This is a genomic window from Flavisolibacter ginsengisoli DSM 18119 (assembly GCF_900129295.1).
In the GTDB taxonomy this organism is placed as follows: Bacteria; Bacteroidota; Bacteroidia; order Chitinophagales; family Chitinophagaceae; genus Flavisolibacter; species Flavisolibacter ginsengisoli.
This window is the reverse complement of record NZ_FQUU01000001.1, coordinates 1-20,267: the sequence shown is the minus strand read 5'-3', so window position 1 is coordinate 20,267 and position 20,267 is coordinate 1. Positions and strand designations below refer to the sequence as shown.

The following is a 20,267-nucleotide window of genomic DNA, read 5'->3' as shown; positions in this document are numbered from 1 at the left end:
ATCGCAGGCGCGGGTAACTTTAAGCCTTACGAGATGCAGATTTTTATTTGATTCCTAAACCAATTAAAAAATATGAGAGTAATCTATACTCATAGAAGACTGGTAGCTATAATCTTCCTGGAAATGTCATCTTCTTGCTCCGGGGTGCTTCATTACCACCGGGTGAGCTTAAAGTCAAACTCTAAATTCCATGCTAATATAACATGATGGGAAACCATAGATTGATTCATTGATATAATATTATAATATCCTTTTTAAAAGAAAGCTTTAATATTCAATTTCCTTTGTTTAGTGTACTTTTTATACCATCCTGTATTATTTGTTCAACATGAGAAAATTATTTTGTTTATTGATCTGTTCAGTTGCGTTCAATGTAAAGCCATTTGCCCAGCAAAAACTTTCAGCTCTTGGTTTTGATAAGGACTCAATGGAAGTCGAGAAAGTTATTTTGGGATCCGATAAAATTAGTTTGTCCAAAGATTTGCCTGTGGCCAGTTTTATTGTAAATAAAAAACAATACACATCATCCCGAAACGAAAGCAAGGTCAACCTGCATTGGCAGGAAATGTCAGAGAACACTAATGGCTTGCGTGGAGTCTTGCTTTTTACCAATGTTACAGCAGATACAATTACCCTGGAAAATGTAGTTCCTTTTGGTGTTTCTTCAGACCATATCTATATCACGGGTAAAGGAGATCATGAATTATCCCGTACCCACTTGTTTGTTCCTGGTAAATTGCCGGTAAATGTTATAGTGCCGGACAATGCCTGGGATTTGGGGTATTGTTCATTTAATTTAAAGAATGATCTTTCAGTTACAGGACTTGTGCGTCGCAACAGGGCAAGCATAAAAAAGGGTACACGAACACGGTTTGAAACTATTTTATACCCCGGAGGTTCTGTTACTTATAATTTCTATGCAGAATCAGCACCATCAAAATGGCAGGATGCATTGGCTCAAATTTTCCAGGGAAGAATGTTGTATGATGTGGAGAAATTTGATAACAGTCTTTTTGAAAGAGAAGATTTGAAATGGATACGTCATTCTTATGTTATGCATATTATGATGACATGGGATAAGTTTTACTATGATTATAAAGATGGCAAGTTTCACCTGAATGAATTTGTTGAAAGAGGTAAAAAGCTTTATGGCGGTGATGATGTGATCAGCATTTGGCCAACCTGGCCAACACTGGGCCTTGATCAACGAAACCAATTCGATCTTTTCCAGGATCTGCCTGGTGGCACTAAAAAGATTCATCAATTGTCAGACGAACTCCATAAGCAGAATATCAAATTCTTTGTATGTTATAATCCCTGGGATGAAAGCACTCGAAGCGAGAATCATTTTGGAGGCATTTCTGATCTGATCGCAGCAACTGCGGCCGATGGTGTTGTGCTGGATACAAAGGCAGAAGCAAGTAAAGAGCTTCAGCAATCTGCTGACAAGGTGAGAAAAGGAGTGATAATGTACAGTGAAGGCATGGCCGTACCAAAAGATATGGCAGGAATTCCATCAGGCCGTGTACATAATGCATTGTATTATGCGCCAATGCTCAATTTGAATAAGCTGATCAAACCGGAATTTGCTATTTATAGAGTAGCGGAGCTTTTTAAAGAGCCAATTCAGCGGGAATTTGCAACCTCATTCTTTAATGGCTATGGTACAGAGATCAATATCATGGCACCAGGCCAGCCTGACTGGGCTGAAGAACAATATAAATACCTTGGACGTACAACAAGAATCCTACGAGAGAACACTAACAATTTTACTTCCCGTAACTGGGAGCCTTTGATCCCAACTTCTACCGATAGTATTTGGGTAAATAAATGGCCCCAGGATGGTAAAATTATTTATACCATTTATAGTATCCGCCCTGCAGGCTATAAAGGACAATTATTTAGCGTACAGCCTGCTGCCAGCCAGCATTTTGTTGATCTCTGGCACCATCGCCTTGTTCAGCCGAATGAGCAAAATGGTGAGTGGTGGATAAATGCCGAAACCAATGCATTCAATCAGGCATATTTAGGAACCAATAACGAAGGTGAAGTGGACTGTATAGCGCAGTTGCCTTTACTGATCAATGCTCATCGAAATGGAGATAAGCTGGTTATTCAGACAGCACAAAAAGGAACTGAATTACGCATTTGGGCTGGAGCGCCATCGTATGCGAAAAAACCATTGATGTTAAAGCCGGGGAAAAATGAAATTTTATTAAGTGATCAATTTGGGCGATTTGAAGGAGATTTTGTTATTCAGTTAATGGATAATGGAATATTGCTGGATGAGACAATAGTTACTGTTCAAAGAGGTGAAGCAAGACGCATTTCCAAACTTGAAACAACTTCTCCCGCTAATAGTTTTCCCCAGGGTATGGTAAATATTCCGGCAGGCAAATTTACTTTCAAGGCCAGCAATGGAGATGAATTCATTCCTTATCCAAAACAGGACGTAGATAGCAGCTTTGAAATGAAATCATTTTTTATGGATAAGTTTCCTGTTACCAATGCACAGTATAAAAAGTTTATTGATGCTACCGGGTACAGGCCGTCAGATACCGCTAATTACCTGAAACATTGGGTAAAAGGAAAGATCAAAAAAGGAGAGGAGCAATATCCTGTTATCTATGTCAGCTACGAAGATGCCAGGGCTTATGCGAAATGGGCAGGCAAAAGATTACCAACAGAATTAGAATGGCAATATGCTGCGCAAACGCCTTCGTTGAATGAATGGCCCTGGGTACAGGCCACGCCCGTCAAACGTAAAGTTGAATATGTAACAAATACATTATCTACATCAGCTATTGAAGGAATAGATTCTTCCATGTGCAACCTTGGAGATGGCAGGCTGCACCCGGTGGGTTCTTACAGTAAAGGCGCTAATCCATATGGCTTGCAGGACCTGGTAGGGTCTGTATGGCAATTGACCAATGACCTTTATATGAATGGAAGTTTTCGATACATCATTATGAAGGGTGGCAGCTATTTTAAGCCTTCAAGCAGCTGGTGGTATGTGCAGGGTGGTCCGCGTGAACTGCACTACAGGCAACAATTATTACGAGTATCGCAGGGATTTGAACGTAATGCAACAGTTGGTTTTCGTTGCGTGAAAGATGCTCAATAAATTGAAAGGTTGTTGTGATATTTGATTACAACAACCTTATTCTATTTCTATTATTATTTCATTCAGATCATGAAGCTTACCCCGTTTTTAAAATCCATATTGACCATTTGTTTTTTTATTGTTAGTCTGAATGTACTTCAGGCACAGCCAATTCGTATTGCTATTGTAAAAGATCATTGTGCTCCGGCAGAACTCTCAGCTATGATCCAAATGCTGGAAAAAAATAAACAGTTTAGCATTCAGCAGGTTTCATTAAGCGATTTAAAAAAGAGAGCTGCCTTACATCATTTCAACCAGGTCTGGTACCATCGTACAGATACGGCAGATCTTACCGTTTTCGAAAAGGCATTGGGTGCTTCCATCAAAGCATTTGTGAAAGGAGGCGGTAGTGTATTCCTGTCTATGGAAGCAGTTCCTTTATTAAATGATTGGGGAATCGAACCCAATGCATTTCAGTTGCAAAGAGATACCGTAATAGATGAAGGTTTTGGAAGACCTCTTGGTTTTCACTCTTTTAAATCCCATCCTATTTTTGATGGTTTGTTAGGTGGAGTATATACCAGCAAGCAAAAAAAGGATCATATTGTGCGAAAGCATGGTTTCTTTGGCAACAGCATTCCTGCGAAAGCAAATGTTATAGGTATTCAATGGACCTATATCACTTTTACGGAATCAAGCAAACTCCTCCTGGAATATAATTTGGGTAAGGGAAAGATCATTGCTGCCGGCAGCTACCTTTACTACGCTGCAGATAATTATAACAGGCAGCATTTGCAAAAATTTACGAATTACGTTTTTTTATATGCTGCAGGCAAACTCAAAAAGAGTAAAAACTATGTTTGGGATTTTAAGGAAACGAACATTAGTCCTTTTGCTTTCATTGCAACACCGGTAAAAAGTATTCAACCTGGAAAATGGAACCTTCCCAAACCAACCATTGCACAGCACCAGGACAGTGCTTCAAAAGATTTTTATGACCTTGTAGGCCGCAAGATATTATGGATGGGTAAAATGAACAGTGGTGTTGATGAAATATGGATGCATCCCTTCATGGCCTTGCGGGATTTTTCAGTAGGTGTAAGATTAAAAGGGACGGATTCTATTACATGGGTTAAGAATTTGCCGGTATCTGCCACCATTGCTCCGGAATATTTAATCAGAAATTATAAGATCAGAAATTCGATACTAAAAGAAATTTACACAGTTTCTTTTGAAGACCCTGCAGGTGTGGCGCATTTTGAAATAGAAGGTGATGATATTAAGGAACTGGTGATAGACTATGCCTCAAGCCTTCGTTTTATGTGGCCTTACAACTATACTGCTACTGGAAGTATTCAGTATGGGTTTAATAAAGCTTCTAACAGCCATATCATTACTGGTCAGAATGGTGAGTTAAGTACCGTGGTGATGTATAGTCAGGCGCCATTGTCGGAAACAGCAACCGCCAGTATTGAAAAGAACCAGGTAAATATTCAAAACAGGTTTTCTGTGAAGGATAATAGAGTGCTGAATGTTTACATTGCTGGTAGTACGAATTCCTACAAGGAAGCATTAAGCCTTCTATCTGCTAAACAGGCTCAAATGTCACGTTTGTTTGAAAAGACCAATGGCTATTACCAATCCCTTATCAATGAACATTTAAGCTTTGAAACCCCGGATTCACAATTCAATATAGGTTACAAATGGGCACTGGCCCGCACCGATCAATTCTGGCAAACAACACCAGGTATTGGTACTGCCCTGATGGCTGGTTTTGGCACCACTGCCCGTGGATGGAACGGCCGGCATGCAATAAGTGGGCGCCCGGGCTATGCCTGGTATTTTGGAAGGGATGGTGAATGGAGTTCTATGGCCATTGACGCTTATGGTGATTATAAAAATGTCAAAGGCATGCTGGAAACTCTTATCCGTTACCAGGATATCAATGGTAAAATCTACCATGAACTAACCTCCAGTGGTGTTGCCCATTATGATGCCTCGGACGCTACCCCGCTATTTGTGATCCTGGCTGCGCATTACATGCGCTACAGTGGCGATATTGATTTCATCAGCAGGAATTGGGTAGCCATTAAGAAAGCAATTGATTTTTGTTATGCTACAGATACAGACGGAGAAGGGTTAATTGAAAATACCAACGTTGGCCATGGTTGGATCGAGGGAGGAAGCTTGTTTGGTACACATACAGAATTTTACCTGGCTGGCTGTTGGGCCGCAGCATTGGATGCCGCTAATTATATGGCCAGCCATCTGAAGATTAATAAACTTGCCAAACAATACAGCACGGATGCTGAAAAAGTGAAACTCATTATTGATAAAGATTTCTGGAACCAAAACCAACAGTTCTACAATAATGGAAAAATGATAGATGGATCATTTATGCCCGATGCTACTGTATTGGCAACAGTTCCTATTTATCTCAATTCCGTTATTGACAGTTCCAAAGTCAGGAAAGTAAATGACCGGCTGGCCGGTAATCATTTTTCAACCGATTGGGGCATACGCATGATAGAAGATAGTTCATCAAAATACAGGTCAGGCAGTTACCATGCAGGCATGGTTTGGCCACTCTATGGCGGCTGGGCTGCGCTATCAGAGTTTAAAACTGGTAATAACAAGGCCGGTTTTCAGCATATCATGAATAATTTGCTGGTTTACCGAAACTGGGGCCTGGGCAGCGTTGAAGAAACACTGAATGGTGACCAATATAAGCCAAATGGGGTATGCAGCCAGCAATGCTGGAGTGAAACCATGGTATTACAACCAGCTATCGAGGGCATGCTCGGTCTATATCCGGATGCCATGACCAATACCATTTCACTTTCCCCCTATTTTCCATGGGATTGGAAGTTCGCTACAGTAAGAAATATTAAGATGGGGAACCGGGTCCTTGATATGCATTTGCAAAGGGCCCTCAACAATACCAGCTATTCATTAAGTAGCAATGGACCGCTGAATTTGAATTTCAATCCAAAACTTCCATTGGGAACAAAGATTAAAAAGGTATTGGTGAATGGTATGGCCACGAATTATACCATTGTGAATAATGCCGAAGGGATTACGCTTCAATTCAAAACAAACATAGGGAAAGGCAAAACTGTCATTTCAATAGATCATGAAGCAGGTATAGGGGCCTTACCAATAGTGGTTTTGCCGCAGCCGAGTGACATATCTCATGGAGCAAGAATATTATCAGAGGTCCTGGAGGTAAATCAATATAAAGCCATTATTGAAGGTCGACCTGGTACAATGCATACCTTTAACATGGTAGCATATACTCCACCTGGAAAAGTTGAAGGAGCAGTTTTGAAAGCAGGAAAAGAAAACGTTTATACCTTTCAGGTTGATTTTCCTTCCTCCGGCGAAAAATATATAAGCAAAGAAATTCGCATAACATTTAATAAATGAGTTAATCCATTCATTATGATCAAAAACTGGCTGAAGACATTTTCGTTCATTCTTATTTGCAATGGAGCACAGGCACAGACCGGCTCTCTTCAAAAATTATATCCCGTAAACTTTTCAGAAGTATATATCAATGATAACTTCTGGACGCCAAAAATGAATAAAGTTGCAGATGTCACACTTCGTGCCTGCATTGATTATACAGAAAATAAAACGGGGCGCATTCGCAATTTTGAAAGAGCAGCCCTGCACACCAAAGGCAAACATGAAGGTGTTTACTATGATGATTCTGATGTATACAAAGCGTTGGAAGCGATGGCCTATTCTTTACGTAACCATCCCGATTCAGCAATTGAACGAAAAGCAGATGAATGGATAGATAAAATTGCTGCCGCACAGTTACCAGATGGGTATCTCAATACCTATTATACACTAACTGGTCTGGAAAATCGGTGGACCGATATGGAGAAGCATGAAGATTATTGTGCTGGTCATCTCATTGAGGCTGCCATCGCTTACTATAATACAACCGGTAAAAGAAAGATATTGGATGTGGCCATTAAGCTGGCAGACCATATAGATTCAGTGTTCCGCTTGAAAGATCGTCATTGGGTTTCAGGTCACCAGGAAATAGAACTTGCCTTGATGAAATTGTATCATCTTACCAACAAGGACAAATACCTCCAGGAAGCCAAATGGTTTCTGGACCAACGTGGTCATGGTTATGGAAAAGGAGTTATCTGGGACCAGTGGAAAGATCCAAAATATTGCCAGGATGAATTACCTGTAAAGGATCAGAGAGATATAACAGGGCATGCTGTCCGGGCTATGTACTTATATACCGGAACAGCTGATGTAGCAGCGGTTACCGGTGATGCAGGTTACATGAATGCCATGAATGCCGTTTGGGAAGATGTGGTATATAGAAATATGTACCTGACAGGTGGCATAGGAGCATTGGCAAAGAATGAGGGCTTTGGTGATGATTATGACCTGCCAAATGACCAGGCTTATTGTGAAACCTGCGCTTCTGTTGGAATGGTCTTCTGGAACCAGCGTATGAATATGCTTACAGGAAATGCAAAATATATAGATGTATTGGAAAGGAGCTTATACAATGGAGCCCTTGATGGTCTCTCTTTAAGTGGAGATCGGTTCTTCTATGGTAATCCATTGGCTTCAGCCGGAACACAAAATCGTCGTGAATGGTTCGGAACCGCATGTTGCCCATCTAATATTGCACGTTTGGTAGCCTCCCTGGGCAATTACATTTATAGCACAGGAGATAAAGGTGTCTGGGTCAACCTGTTCATCGGAAGCAGTACCAAAGTAAAAGTAGATGGCAACACGATTGGTTTAAATATGCAATCAGGCTATCCCTGGAAAGGCGATGTGAGCATTACGGTGGATCCTGCAAAAAAGAAAACATTTGGTATGCACCTGCGTATTCCCGGATGGTTGAATCAACCCGTTCCGGGCAAGTTATACCAATATGCAGAAACCAAAGAAATTAAACCAGTGTTCAGTGTAAATGGTAAGGCAGCTGACTATTCTATTAATGATGGTTATGCTGTGATAAACAGGACTTGGAGAAAAGGAGATGTCATAACCATACAATTTCCAATGGAAGTAAGGCAGGTGATCAGCAACCCCGAGGTAAAGCAGGATAAGGACAGGATAGCATTACAGTATGGTCCATTGGTTTATTGCGTGGAAGGAAAGGATAATAATGACAATGCCTGGAATATCATTATGCCTGCACAACCAAAGTTCGAATCAACATTTCAACCTGGCTTATTAGGGGGTGTCAGTACCATTAACTTTGATGCTAATGTTGTACAGGTAAGTGCAGATGGAAAATCTGTTTCCACCACTACTCAAAAAGTAACCGCTATTCCATACTATTCATGGAATAACAGGGGAGCAAGTTCCATGCAGGTTTGGTTACCTACTACTGTCACCAATATTAAGCTCAATTATTAAACTCCGACTCAATATGAAGCGTCACAACACACTGCTTATTTCCAGTTCCCTGGTTTTATTTACTTTTTTTTCGGCCTGTAATGATGGGAACAGTAATACAAAGGAGCCACAGGAAAAATCTCAAGCCAAAGGATATGCCTTGCCAGATCCGGGAAAATTTTCTGATACTTTAAATGGCAAGTCTACGCGTTTATATGTTTTAAAGAATCATAACGGGATGGCAGCTGCCTTTACTAATTATGGAGGTCGGCTGGTAAGTTTGCTGGTACCCGGAAAAGATGGAAAGCCAGTGGATGTTGTCGTAGGTTTTGATAGCCAGGAAGGATACCAGAAAGCAACAGAAAGATACTTTGGCGGAACTATCGGCCGGTATGGAAACCGAATCGCCAATGCCAGGTTTAGCCTTGACGGAAAAGAATATACATTGTCTGCAAATAATGGGCGCAATACATTGCATGGGGGTAAAAATGGATTCCAGGAAGTAGTATGGGATGCCAGCCAGCCAAATGATTCAACACTTATACTGAATTATTTGTCAAAAGATGGTGAAGAAGGTTTCCCTGGAAATTTGAATGTTACAGTGACCTATTCATTGAGTGCAGATAATGGATTGAATATGGATTATAAGGCCACGACGGATAAAAAGACCGTTGTCAATCTTACCAATCATGCTTTCTTTAATTTAAATGGAGAGGGTAGTGGTACTATCAATGATCACCTGTTGCAGGTAAATGCCGGTAATTATTCGCCTGTTGATTCAACCCTGATTCCTACGGGTAAAATAGAACCAGTGTCAGGAACACCATTTGATTTTCGCCAGCCTTCTGCTATTGGCAAAAGGGTTAACGATAAGAATGAGCAACTGAAATTTGGTAAAGGTTATGATCACAATTTTGTCCTTGATGCCAATGGAAAAACAGGATTGATACATGCAGCTACTATTAAGGGAGAAAAATCCGGGATTGTTATGGACATCTTTACTACAGAACCGGGTTTGCAGTTCTATGGAGGTAATTTTATGCAGGGTCAGAACAGTTTTAAAACTGGTGCAAAAGATGAGTTCCGAACTGCTTTCTGCCTTGAAACACAGCATTTCCCTGATTCACCTAATCAGCCTTCTTTTCCCAGTACTGTTTTGCAACCAGGCAAGGAATATCACTCTAATTCTGTTTATAAATTTTCAGTAGATAAATAGTTTCCCATAAATTATTGAGCGAAAATTTAAAATTAATATATGGTCATTACGGAAGCATTACAATTGTCAGATGAAAAACCTGCGGTATTGCAGATCAAAAACACAGAGAAAAGCAATGTGATTGCAATAGGCCTGAAGAAAGACCAGGTATTAAAAAAACATCTATCGCCTATTCCAGCTTTACTGGTAGTATTAAAGGGTTCAATAATTTTCGAAATGGAAGGAAGCAGAACGGAATTGAAAGAGTTCTCTACGTTTGAAATACCAGTGAACGTACTGCATGAAGTTACCGGCAGTACTGAAAGTATTTTTTTGGTGATCAAGGAGAAATCCTGAAAGGTTTAACAGCAGCACGTAACTGCAAAGAAGTAAAGAAAAACCATCGACCAACGATGGTTTTTCTTTTAAATAATTATCTGATTATAATACCACCTCTTCCTGTGGTTTTAATAGTTCTGTTGGCTCCGGATTGAATACGATAAATAGATCCTGGTCTGAAACCCTGGACATTGGGGTTAATTACCAGGTTTCCACCACCTGGTGCTATTACATTTCCTCCGCCCGAAGCTACCACATTAGCACCACCTGAGGCTACAACATTGCCACCACCTGCAGCAACCACATTGGCACCTCCGGATGCTACAACATTGCCACCTCGTCCCTCAATCATACTTACAGCTACCGATTTTCCATTGATCTTCAGATCTACTACAAAACGTCCATTGCCCAGGTCATACAGATCTAAAAACATTCCTGCGCTGGCCACACTGGATTGGTATTGCCTGATCAGGTTTTTTAGTTCATCATATGTACGCCAATGGCCTTCATTATAGTTTTGAATATTATATTCCCATGCATTAGGCTTCCGGCCATATTCCTCCTTATAAATTTGGGTGATCCATTGGTCGCCTGTAACTTCTGAAGGAGTGTATTGCCAGGTCAGGTTGATCTTTTGCCCCGTTCCAAAAGTTTTGTATTGTTTAATATATCCCTTGAGCTCATTATAACTATTCCAGCTACCGTTGTTATAATTTTTGATATCACATTCCTTTGCAGTAGGTGTAGCATTGTATAATTCTTTATATATCTGTACAATCCAGGGATCGCAATTTTGAGCTTTGCTTGTTTGAGTTAAAAAAGAAGCTAACATCAATAAAAAAGCGCAAGACTTTAATTTCATTTTCTTTATGTTTTGGTTAATAAAAGCAGTGGTTGTAATGTATTGTATCCTGTGGAAGTTTACATACAAGCTATTATGATAGCCTCATTATTTTTGATAGTAAAAAACTAACATTTACCAGGCTACCTTTTATAAAATCGGCAGTTTTCTGTGACAGGCAGCTCACAAGGGTTATAAAAAAAGCAGTAAGGGTAAACAATATTTTCATTTGGGTTTGGTTGAATACTGCAATAATATTAAAAATTGAATTAAAATGCTATCGGACGTATTCATGTTATTTTACGTGTATTTTCCGGTACTATTCCAACAATGATTTCAATTATTTTAACGATACATGATTCATTAAGATTTCTCATTTATATTCCTGTTGGTTTTTAATAAAAAATCATGAAATTTAAATACCTCTTCCTGTTAACCTTTTTTGTTTTCGTATTGCGGTTTGTATATGCACAACCAGTAAAAGTTCATGGCCAACTCCAGGTAAAAGGCTCTCAATTATGCGATGAAAAAGGCTCGCCGCTGGTATTGCGTGGAATGAGTTTTGGATGGCATAACTTCTGGCCACGTTTTTACAATCCCGGTGCGGTTGCCTGGCTTGCCAGCGATTGGAATTGTTCCGTTGTCCGGGCAGCCATGGGAGTGGAACCAAAAGGAGGTTATAAGGAAGACCCTGAGGGTGCTGCAAAGAAAATTAAGGCGGTTGTGGATGGAGCCATCAAATCGGGTATCTACGTGATCATCGACTGGCATAGTCATAATATCAACCTGGCGGAAGCAAAAACCTTCTTTGCGCAAATGGCGTGTGAGTATGGGAAATACCCTAACATCATCTATGAAATTTTTAATGAGCCTGACCAGGAAAGCTGGCAAGATGTAAAAAACTATGCAACGGAAGTGATCCAGGTGATCAGGAAACACGATCCGGATAATATTATTTTGGTAGGCAATCCACATTGGGACCAGGATATTCACCTTGTGGCTGATGCTCCTTTGGCTGGCTTTGACAATCTCATGTATACAGTTCATTTTTATGCGACCACTCACAAACAGGATCTCAGGGATCGTTGTAACTATGCTCTCAATAAAGGAATACCCATATTTATATCAGAATCTGCAGGAATGGAGGCAACTGGTAATGGTACATTGAATGAAACCGAATGGCTCAAATGGATAGACTGGGCAGAACAAAATAAGATTAGTTGGATCACCTGGTCAGTGTCTGATAAGGATGAAACCTGCTCTGTACTCTATCCCAGTGCTAAATCCAATGGAAACTGGAGCAAAAAGGACCTTAAAGAATCAGGGAAAAAAGCCAGGGCTTTGTTGAAACAATACAAATAGAGATTTACACTTCGTCTAATCTATATAAAAAGTTCTGGGAATTGATCCTTCTTTGCCTTTGATAGTTTAATCAAGTGCTATTACCTGACATTTAATCATAAAGGCAATTCCTTATAAGTATTTTTATAGTTCATGGAAATGGACGATACACCTAATGCAGAAGCCCGGCGCTTACAGCAAAATGCTGTTAAAGATGTCCCTCTTGCAAAGTGGGGGCCTTATCTCAGTGAACGTCAATGGGGGACAATAAGAGAAGATTATAGCCAGAACGGGGATGCCTGGAATTACTTTCCTCATGACCACTCCCGTAGCAGGTCCTATCGTTGGGGAGAGGATGGATTGGCCGGTATCAGTGATTTTTATCAAAACCTTTGTTTTGCCATAGCAGTCTGGAATCATAAAGATCCCATTTTAAAGGAGCGTTTGTTTGGCCTTACCAACCCGGAAGGTAATCATGGCGAAGATGTAAAGGAGCTTTATTATTACCTCGACAATGTACCGTCTCACTATTATATGCGGTATCTCTATAAATACCCCCAGCCCGCTTTTCCTTATTTAGAATTAATTGAAAAAAATAAACAAAGATCCAGGCAGGAACCTGAATACGAAATACTGGATACTGGCATATTTGACGATAATAAATATTTTGATGTTGAAGTAGAATATGCAAAAAAGACCGACACTGACATATTTATAAAGATCAGGATCAGTAATAGGGGAAATGAATCCGCCCCTATTTCTTTGTTGCCCACTTTATGGTTTTATAACCGCTGGCAGTATGGTGGATTAAAAGAAAGACCCTTATTAAGCCTTGTAGACAACCAAACCGTTAAAGCAGAACATGAACGGCTTGGGTCCTACTTTTTTTATTTTGAAGAAGCATCAGCACTTTTATTTACAGAAAATGAAACCAACTCAGAAAAGTTATTTGGAACGCCAAATGCATACAGCCGTGTAAAGGATGCCTTTCACGAGGCAGTTATTAACAATGACCTGAAGTTGGTTGCCTCCCAAAATGAAGGAACTAAATTTTCACCGCTCTATCAATTGACTATTGAACCCGGTACATCAAAAGACATATACTTGCGCCTTTCAGACCAATTTGTTCAAACCCCCTTTGAAGAAAATTTTAAAGACCTGTTTAACCTGAGAAGAAGGGAAGCCGATGAATTTTATGCTTCTGTAATTACTGAAAACCTTAAACCTGAGTTGAAAAATATTCAGCGGCAGGCATACGCAGGGCTGCTGTGGAACAAGCAATATTATCATTATGATTTGGAGCGTTGGATAAACAATTCTGATGGGATTACCCCTGTAAGTGATGAAAGGTTAAATGGGCGAAACCATAACTGGAAATATTTAAAAAACCAGGATATTATTGTGATGCCTGATAAATGGGAGTATCCCTGGTATGCAGCATGGGATACGGCATTTCATTGTATCCCAATGGCCATGATTGATCCCGTTTATGCCAAGCATCAAATGATCTTGATTATGCGGGAATGGTATATGAATCCCCAGGGACAATTACCTGCCTATGAATGGAATTTTAGTGATGTCAACCCACCGGTCCATGCTTTTTGTGCCATGGAGGTCTATCGCATTGAAAAGGAGAACAAGGGAACCGGGGATATTTCTTTTTTGAAAAAGATATTCCAAAAGCTCATTTTGAATTTTACCTGGTGGACAAACAGGGCAGATATCAATGGCAACAATATTTTTGAAGGTGGGTTTTTAGGACTTGATAATATTGGAGTTTTTAACCGGAGTAATACACCTGCTGGTGTTATTTTGGAACAGGCGGATGGTACCAGCTGGATGGGCATGTATGCATTGAACATGATGGATATGGCACTTGAAATAGCTGTTCACGATCCGTCATTCGAGGATAGCTGCACCAAGTTTTATGAACATTTCGTGTTGATTGCAGAAGCTTTGAATGGATTAGGCCTCTGGAACCAGGAAGACCAGTTCTTTTACGATATGCTTTTGATAAATGGATCAACTACCATGCCTCTTAAAGTTCGTTCCATAGTGGGTATCACACCTTTGTTGGCAGTATCAGTTTTAAGCAAGGAAAAACTGCAACAGTTGAATGATCTGAAAAAAAGAATGGGCTGGTTGAAGGAATACAGGATGCATAACAATATGTATTTGCCTAACGAAGAAAATGCTCACCAGGATCTGATCCTTTTATCTCTTGTTCACAAGGATAAGCTGGTAAAACTATTGGAACGATTACTTGATGAATCAGAATTTCTTTCTCCGGGGGGAATAAGAGCCTTGTCCAGGTACTACGGTGATCATCCTTACAATGCCAATATAGAAGGGGCACAATTTCATGTGCAATATGATCCGGGTGACTCAACTTCCGGCCTTTTTGGGGGTAATTCTAATTGGCGTGGACCAGTATGGATGCCAATCAATTATTTAATAATTAAAGCTATTCATAAGTATTATGCTTTTTACGGTGAAAGTCTTCTTATTGATTGTCCAAGGGGCTCTGGCAACCAAATGAATTTAAAAGAGGTAGCCAACTTCCTTACTGATAGATTAATAAGTATTTTTTTGCAAAATGATGAGGGTATGAGGCCTTTATATGGAATGTATAACAATTTCTATAATAGAGCAGAAAACAAAGAGCTTGTGTTATTTCATGAATATTTTCATGGTGACACTTCAAGAGGGTTGGGTGCCAGCCACCAGACCGGGTGGACAGCTTTGTTGACATGCCTTATCCGGGACAGTATCTAAAATCAATTGTAAGCTTTACGATGTCCAAAGTTTAGCTCCGCCTTTTATGCCATCCCTGTTGGAATCGATAGTAATGTTTGAATCAAGTTTGAAATCTAATTTATCAGCGTTGCCTCCACTTATAAATAAAGAATCATAGTGAAAGACAACTTTTAATATCCTTATAACTTTTTCCATTCTTTTGTTCCATCGTTTTTTACCTATTTTATCCAGCGCCTTTTGCCCTATGTATTCATCATAGGTTTTCTTTTTTGTTACAGGGTGATGTGCCAGTTCTAAATGCGGCATAAGAATGCCGTTATTGATCAGCGCTGTTCCAAAACCTGTCCCTAATGTGATCACTAATTCCAGCCCTTTGCCTTTGGCAAGACCCAATCCTTGCAGGTCAGCATCATTCACCAGTTTTACAGGCTTTTGTAAGATTTGTGAAATAGCCTCGGCCAGGTTATAATGAATCCATGATTCAGTTCCTAAATTAGGTGCAGTTTCAACAATCCCGTTTTTTACATATCCCGGGAAACCCACAGATACTTTATCAAAACTAAATTCGGTAACTATACGTTTTATTGCAGTGAGTATTGCTTCAGGGGTTGCAGGAACAGGAGTAGGCACTCTTTTGTAGTCACTTATAAGTGCACCCTGGGCATCTAATATCACAGCTTTTACATGTGAGCCGCCAATATCTATAGTTAATATTTTATGAGCAGGTACATTCTCCATGATAATATAATATTTGAATAAATTATTTCTTTACAATGTGCATGACAGCTCCGCCACCCGAAGCCAGTTTGAATTCAATGTGTGCATTAGGTGCAATCATTTTGATTTGTTTATCAACCTTGTTGGGATTAATGCCGGCATCTTCGGTGTCTGAAAAGGTAGTGGTTTCCCAGGTTCCTTTTCCAAGAAAATTACAATCGAATTTTATAACCCGGCCTTTATGACCTGTGAGGGCACCAATAAACCAGTCGTTTCCCTTTCTCCTGGCAATGACAATATATTCACCAACCTTAGCCTCCAGTACTTTTGTTTCATCCCATACGGTAGGCACCATTTTAAGAAATTCAAATCCGGGTTGTCCTTCATAGGCAGCCGGATAATCGCAGACCATGCCTAAGTAATTTTCCAAAACAACATACATAGCAAGCATATGGCATCGTGTGCCTAATTGTAAAGGCCTCGTGTATTGAACTTTGAACAGGGAATCAGGAACAGCCCTGAATCCGCCCAGGTGATAATCTGTAGGCCCGGCAAGCATCCGGGTAAAAATAATATTCAGATCATGATCAGGCGTGATACGCTTTTCCCATTTATTCACTTCATAATTCAATGTGCCTTCCCGTGTAATTTCGTTTGGGTAGGTACGCGATAAGCCGGTAGGTTTATAGGCTCCATGGTATTGAATATGAAGTTTGTGGGCAGCTGCTTTTTGTAAAATCTCTTCTTGTATGTTCACCATTTCCTGGTCATCCCTGTCCATGAAATCAACCATCATTCCCGAAAGTCCCCATTTTTCAAACACCACAAAGGCAGTATCGAGTTGAGGATATAAGGCTTTCCAGTGAACCCAAACCCTGACACCTACACCTTTGCTTTTGGCATAATCGCAGATCTGCTTCATATCAATCCCACTTACTGGTTTTGTAACATCTGCATGTGCTCCCGGCTGGTAACCTTCTCCGTCATTGGTATACCATTCATGACCACAACTTTCCACTACTGTGTGATATTCCAATCCATTGCGGGCACAGAAATCTATATAATACTGGTTGTTTTCAAAATTGTTGCCCGGAGCAAATGTTGTATCTGGTATAATACTACCGTTCCACCAGGGGAATGTGGTTTTACCTGGCCAGATCCATGATACATCTTTTAATTTGCAGGGAGGGCTTAAGGTGGTTAAAATATTTGTCTCAATCAGTGAACCGATCCTGTCGCTGATCATCAACACCCGCCAGGGACTTTGATGAGGTAGCCTTGCTTTTACTTTAAGATCCTGCTGGCCGGGCAGGGGAGAAAGCATGCTTCTAAGAACGCCGTTTTGCTTGCATAGGTACATACCCGCAAAATCAAGTAAGGCTGCTTCAGTAATGGCCATATAAGTATTGCCCGGAAATTCAAATAATGCTGGCATATCCATTAATGTGTCTTCCTTTACTTTACTCAAGGCCAGGTAGCTGTATTCGCCCTCATGTGAAGTAGTATAATTTGGAAGGAACAAGGCCCGTACCTTGGGATCTCCTTCTAATTTAAACTGGGTGTCTTCGTCTGTCAATGTAAATGCCTGCCAGTTTTTTTGTACTGGCACTTCATAACGAAATGCTAGCCCATCATTAAATGCCCTGACTATTAAGTTTAATTTTCTTCCGTTTACTTTTCTTTCTTCCAGGGGAATGATCAACTGTTTATAATGAGCATTGACAGAACTGGTTTTTCCTAATGGCAACTTATAACTTTCTGTTCCCTCACTAATACTAACAGTAAGAACTTTGAGGTTATACCTTAAGCTTCCTTTTTCCTTAAATGCCCAACCCAGGCCTGAATTCTTTATGAGCGCTATCCGCTTGTAAAAAACACTGTATTCCGGAAGATGATTCTTAAGTTGGAAAACATATTCTATACTCCCATCCGGTGAAGTAAGCCTGGTAAGTTTTTGAGAATATCCCTGGTAACACGTGAAAAGTAGCATTGCAAATAAAAGCAATGACATAAATCTCATTTGTAGTGTTTCCATCAAACCTTTATAGAATAATATATTAAAGTTCCTGCCAATGAATTTCCGGAGCATAAATATGTTTACCTGCTATCTAAAGTTAAGCTTCCAATAATGCTTAATATAAACTTTTCTCCCAGTAATTTTAATGCAAACCTGCATTGCTCCAACTTTCCAACTCCCAACACCGGAAATTCCTCTTACCAAGTCCCAACCATATGTCATACATCAGCCATAGATAAGCCGAGGATATCCCGACTCTATAAGAGTCGGCTTATCGTCGGCTTATCCTCGGGATATCCTCGGGATATCTTCGGGACATCCCTGTTTTGGGTTGGTGTCTTGTTTTTCCTTAAAAGAGTTTAGAGTGGACTGTGGATAAATATTACTGCCGAAATCATTGAAATCCTAATAAATATTAGTAATGAATTCCAATAGGGCACTTATGGCAAAACAATAAAGGATTGCGCATTCAAATGAAAACAGGGAAGTTGTAGCATGCTAAGAAATTCTTTAGCCTGGCCAGGTCTAATTGTTCATTCACCACTTTCAAAAAAAAAGCCTCCTCCATTACATGGAGAAGGCTGGTGTTTCTCATTTGAGAACTATTGAAAAAAAGAATTGCAATCAGAAGCTTAAACCTTCATTATTATTTAATTGTAATTGGGTAATGTGTAAGTACACTTATATAGCTGGATATAGTATAGTATTGCCTAATTCCAACTTTCTACAAAAGATAATTTTAGTTCATTGTTTCACTAATAGCTTAAGCGTTTGACTAACATTATTGGTTTTAATGTTTATTAAATATAAACCGTTGGCTAACGAGGAAGTATTAAGCCATATTGTATTTTGCACTTTAGCTTCCGCCCATCCCTGACTGAGTACAAAAAGTTTTGTGCCTTTTGCATCATACAACGTAATTGCGTAAGCATTGGACTCTGTAAGTGAAAAATCAATTCTTGTATTTCCTGTAGAAGGATTTGGATATGCCTTTAGTATAGCCTTTGATTGTTGCACCTCAAGGTTTTGATCTTTCGGTGTTCTGGAAGGTGAAATACTTGAAAGGGCATTATTTCCATCCGTTGCCAAAACACTTACAGCCTGTAATGGATTGGTGCTTAAATTAGTAGCTATCAAAACAATATCCGGATTATAATTCTGATGTGTGCTTGTAACATAATCATAAAGTTTGCCATTGTTGCCGAATAAAAGCTTTGGTGAACCAAAAGATATGTTTGAAGTCGAACTCTCGCGATAGACTATATCGCCACCATTTTCTACTGTTGCATAGACCACTTTCAACTTACCTAATGTTTCATTTAGAATAACTATGGGCTGAGTTCCCTCGGGGTTCATAGTAACTGGATATGCGTTATCCCAGGTACCATTTGGACGTCTTATAAGTAATATAAGCTTTGAAAAACCGTTTGTATTATAACTTGTTTTTGCGGCACAATACAAGGTTCCATCGCTGGCAACTTTTAAATTCATGTGATCATCGGCCATGCCTGCTGTAGTATTATCAATGGCTGATTGGGAAGCAGGGACTTCATCTGCAGACCAGTTAGAAGGACTAGCGCCATCATTATGTGTTTTGAAGCCAAACCGTTTAGTGTTTTGATTAGACCAGAATATTCCAATCTTTCCTTTATTAGGTATTGCTGTTATAGCACAAATATCGTCATCCTTTACTCCTGTGGCAATAATGATAGGTGCGCTCCAGGTAGAGTAGGGAGCATCACTCCACCATACATAAACTTCGCTTACTCCTGCAGAAGCTGCCCACATCCTACCTTGTCCATCAACAGTCAGATCTGCTGTTTCAGAACCTGCAGGAAAAGACAATGTAACTGCTGACTGTCTTTGGCTCCAAAGTTTATAAGCATTTGTAGCTGGATCATATTCTATCGAATATATGAATGAATTGTTTGAAGCACCTTTATAAAGCAGGATATGTACCACATTACCTACTATCCAGCAATCTGGCCTTGAACTTTTTGTTGTAAGAGTTAATACCGAAGTCCAGGAAGTACCATCTAAACGGAAGATTTGCGTACCGCTTGTGGCCGATAAAACACACCACCACCTGTTTGCATACTTCCATGCTTTAGCCTGGGGTTTATCTGCGGTTTTTTCGGCTATTGGTATGGAACCAAGAAGTGTTACAGAAGCAAAACCAGGTTGTGTTGATACTGGTTGTATGGTATAGCTCTGTCCGGAGGTGAAGCCACCTGAGATAGGATTTGCTGAAGCATCGGTGATGCCGGTGCCACTGGCTTTTAGATCCAGGCGCAGGTCACCTGCTCCACTAATACTGCTCACTGTCACATCATAGGCTGCATTGCTGGTGCCTGCAACGGCAGCCACATTGCTGATGGTTCCCGATGGATTACCACTAAGCACAGTAAGGGTGAAGTCTGTAGCGTCCACGCCACTGACTGTCTCTGAGAAGGTAGCCCTGTACACCACTGAAGTGGCGGAGGTGACCTGTGTGGATGGTGTCTGGCGGTTGATGCTGGATACCACAGGCGGTGTAACGTCTGCAGGTTGTATGGTGTAGCTCTGTCCTGCG

Annotated in this window: 12 protein-coding genes; 7 read left to right on the top strand and 5 right to left on the bottom strand. The window is 40.2% G+C overall.

Annotated features, from left to right (window positions below; translation table 11 throughout):
• Positions 1–328: 328 nt before the first annotated feature.
• From BUA53_RS00055 to BUA53_RS00035, 5 genes are all read left to right on the top strand, one after another.
• The gene (locus BUA53_RS00055) at positions 329–3,124 is read left to right on the top strand and encodes a formylglycine-generating enzyme family protein (protein ID WP_072833204.1); all 2,796 of its coding nucleotides are present in this window, start codon (positions 329–331) and stop codon (positions 3,122–3,124) included.
• Between the two features lie 69 nt (positions 3,125–3,193).
• Positions 3,194–6,529 (top strand): amylo-alpha-1,6-glucosidase, encoded by a 3,336-nt coding sequence (locus BUA53_RS00050; RefSeq protein ID WP_072833203.1) that lies wholly within the window; start codon positions 3,194–3,196, stop codon positions 6,527–6,529.
• 15 nt (positions 6,530–6,544) lie between these two features.
• On the top strand, positions 6,545–8,509 hold the full coding sequence (locus BUA53_RS00045) for a glycoside hydrolase family 127 protein (RefSeq protein WP_072833202.1): 1,965 nt from the start codon (positions 6,545–6,547) through the stop codon (positions 8,507–8,509).
• 13 nt (positions 8,510–8,522) lie between these two features.
• Complete coding sequence (locus BUA53_RS00040; RefSeq protein ID WP_084079725.1) at positions 8,523–9,704, top strand: aldose epimerase family protein; 1,182 nt, start codon at positions 8,523–8,525, stop codon at positions 9,702–9,704.
• A 39-nt stretch (positions 9,705–9,743) separates the two neighbouring features.
• A complete protein-coding gene (locus BUA53_RS00035) occupies positions 9,744–10,040 on the top strand; it encodes a cupin domain-containing protein (protein WP_072833201.1) in 297 nt (98 codons plus the stop codon).
• A gap of 76 nt (positions 10,041–10,116) precedes the next feature.
• On the opposite strand, the gene BUA53_RS00030 is transcribed toward BUA53_RS00035, so the two are convergent.
• On the bottom strand, positions 10,117–10,884 hold the full coding sequence (locus tag BUA53_RS00030) for a hypothetical protein (RefSeq protein WP_072833200.1): 768 nt from the start codon (positions 10,882–10,884) through the stop codon (positions 10,117–10,119).
• 387 nt (positions 10,885–11,271) lie between these two features.
• Between BUA53_RS00030 and BUA53_RS00025 the strand changes: the two genes are divergently transcribed.
• Together BUA53_RS00025 and BUA53_RS00020 are read left to right on the top strand one after the other, a co-directional pair.
• Positions 11,272–12,225, top strand: coding sequence for a glycoside hydrolase family 5 protein (locus tag BUA53_RS00025; protein WP_072833199.1), 954 nt, complete (start codon positions 11,272–11,274; stop codon positions 12,223–12,225).
• A 132-nt stretch (positions 12,226–12,357) separates the two neighbouring features.
• A complete protein-coding gene (locus tag BUA53_RS00020) occupies positions 12,358–14,979 on the top strand; it encodes an MGH1-like glycoside hydrolase domain-containing protein (protein WP_245792979.1) in 2,622 nt (873 codons plus the stop codon).
• Between the two features lie 15 nt (positions 14,980–14,994).
• Here BUA53_RS00020 and BUA53_RS00015 read toward each other — a convergent pair whose 3' ends face one another.
• The 4 genes from BUA53_RS00015 to BUA53_RS00005 form a co-directional block, all read right to left on the bottom strand.
• Positions 14,995–15,699, bottom strand: coding sequence for an ROK family protein (locus tag BUA53_RS00015; RefSeq protein ID WP_072833198.1), 705 nt, complete (start codon positions 15,697–15,699; stop codon positions 14,995–14,997).
• Between the two features lie 22 nt (positions 15,700–15,721).
• Positions 15,722–17,767: a glycoside hydrolase family 97 protein gene (locus tag BUA53_RS00010; RefSeq protein ID WP_217652895.1), complete on the bottom strand. Its 2,046-nt coding sequence runs from the start codon at positions 17,765–17,767 to the stop codon at positions 15,722–15,724.
• Positions 17,768–18,164: 397 nt separating this feature from the next.
• The gene (locus BUA53_RS21610; protein ID WP_262494382.1) at positions 18,165–18,290 is read right to left on the bottom strand and encodes a hypothetical protein; all 126 of its coding nucleotides are present in this window, start codon (positions 18,288–18,290) and stop codon (positions 18,165–18,167) included.
• Between the two features lie 149 nt (positions 18,291–18,439).
• A partial coding sequence (locus BUA53_RS00005) for a T9SS type A sorting domain-containing protein (protein WP_084079724.1) occupies positions 18,440–20,267 on the bottom strand: 1,828 nt, incomplete at its 5' end.

Excerpts from the sequence above, each read along its gene's own strand:
- BUA53_RS00055 (WP_072833204.1), top strand. The coding sequence starts at position 329 with ATGAGAAAATTATTTTGTTTATTGATCTGTTCAGTTGCGTTCAATGTA.
- BUA53_RS00050 (WP_072833203.1), top strand. The coding sequence starts at position 3,194 with ATGAAGCTTACCCCGTTTTTAAAATCCATATTGACCATTTGTTTTTTT.
- BUA53_RS00045 (WP_072833202.1), top strand. The coding sequence starts at position 6,545 with ATGATCAAAAACTGGCTGAAGACATTTTCGTTCATTCTTATTTGCAAT.
- BUA53_RS00040 (WP_084079725.1), top strand. The coding sequence starts at position 8,523 with ATGAAGCGTCACAACACACTGCTTATTTCCAGTTCCCTGGTTTTATTT.
- BUA53_RS00035 (WP_072833201.1), top strand. The coding sequence starts at position 9,744 with ATGGTCATTACGGAAGCATTACAATTGTCAGATGAAAAACCTGCGGTA.
- BUA53_RS00030 (WP_072833200.1), bottom strand. The coding sequence starts at position 10,884 with ATGAAATTAAAGTCTTGCGCTTTTTTATTGATGTTAGCTTCTTTTTTA.
- BUA53_RS00025 (WP_072833199.1), top strand. The coding sequence starts at position 11,272 with ATGAAATTTAAATACCTCTTCCTGTTAACCTTTTTTGTTTTCGTATTG.
- BUA53_RS00020 (WP_245792979.1), top strand. The coding sequence starts at position 12,358 with ATGGAAATGGACGATACACCTAATGCAGAAGCCCGGCGCTTACAGCAA.
- BUA53_RS00015 (WP_072833198.1), bottom strand. The coding sequence starts at position 15,699 with ATGGAGAATGTACCTGCTCATAAAATATTAACTATAGATATTGGCGGC.
- BUA53_RS00010 (WP_217652895.1), bottom strand. The coding sequence starts at position 17,767 with ATGCTCCGGAAATTCATTGGCAGGAACTTTAATATATTATTCTATAAA.
- BUA53_RS21610 (WP_262494382.1), bottom strand. The coding sequence starts at position 18,290 with ATGAGAAACACCAGCCTTCTCCATGTAATGGAGGAGGCTTTTTTTTTG.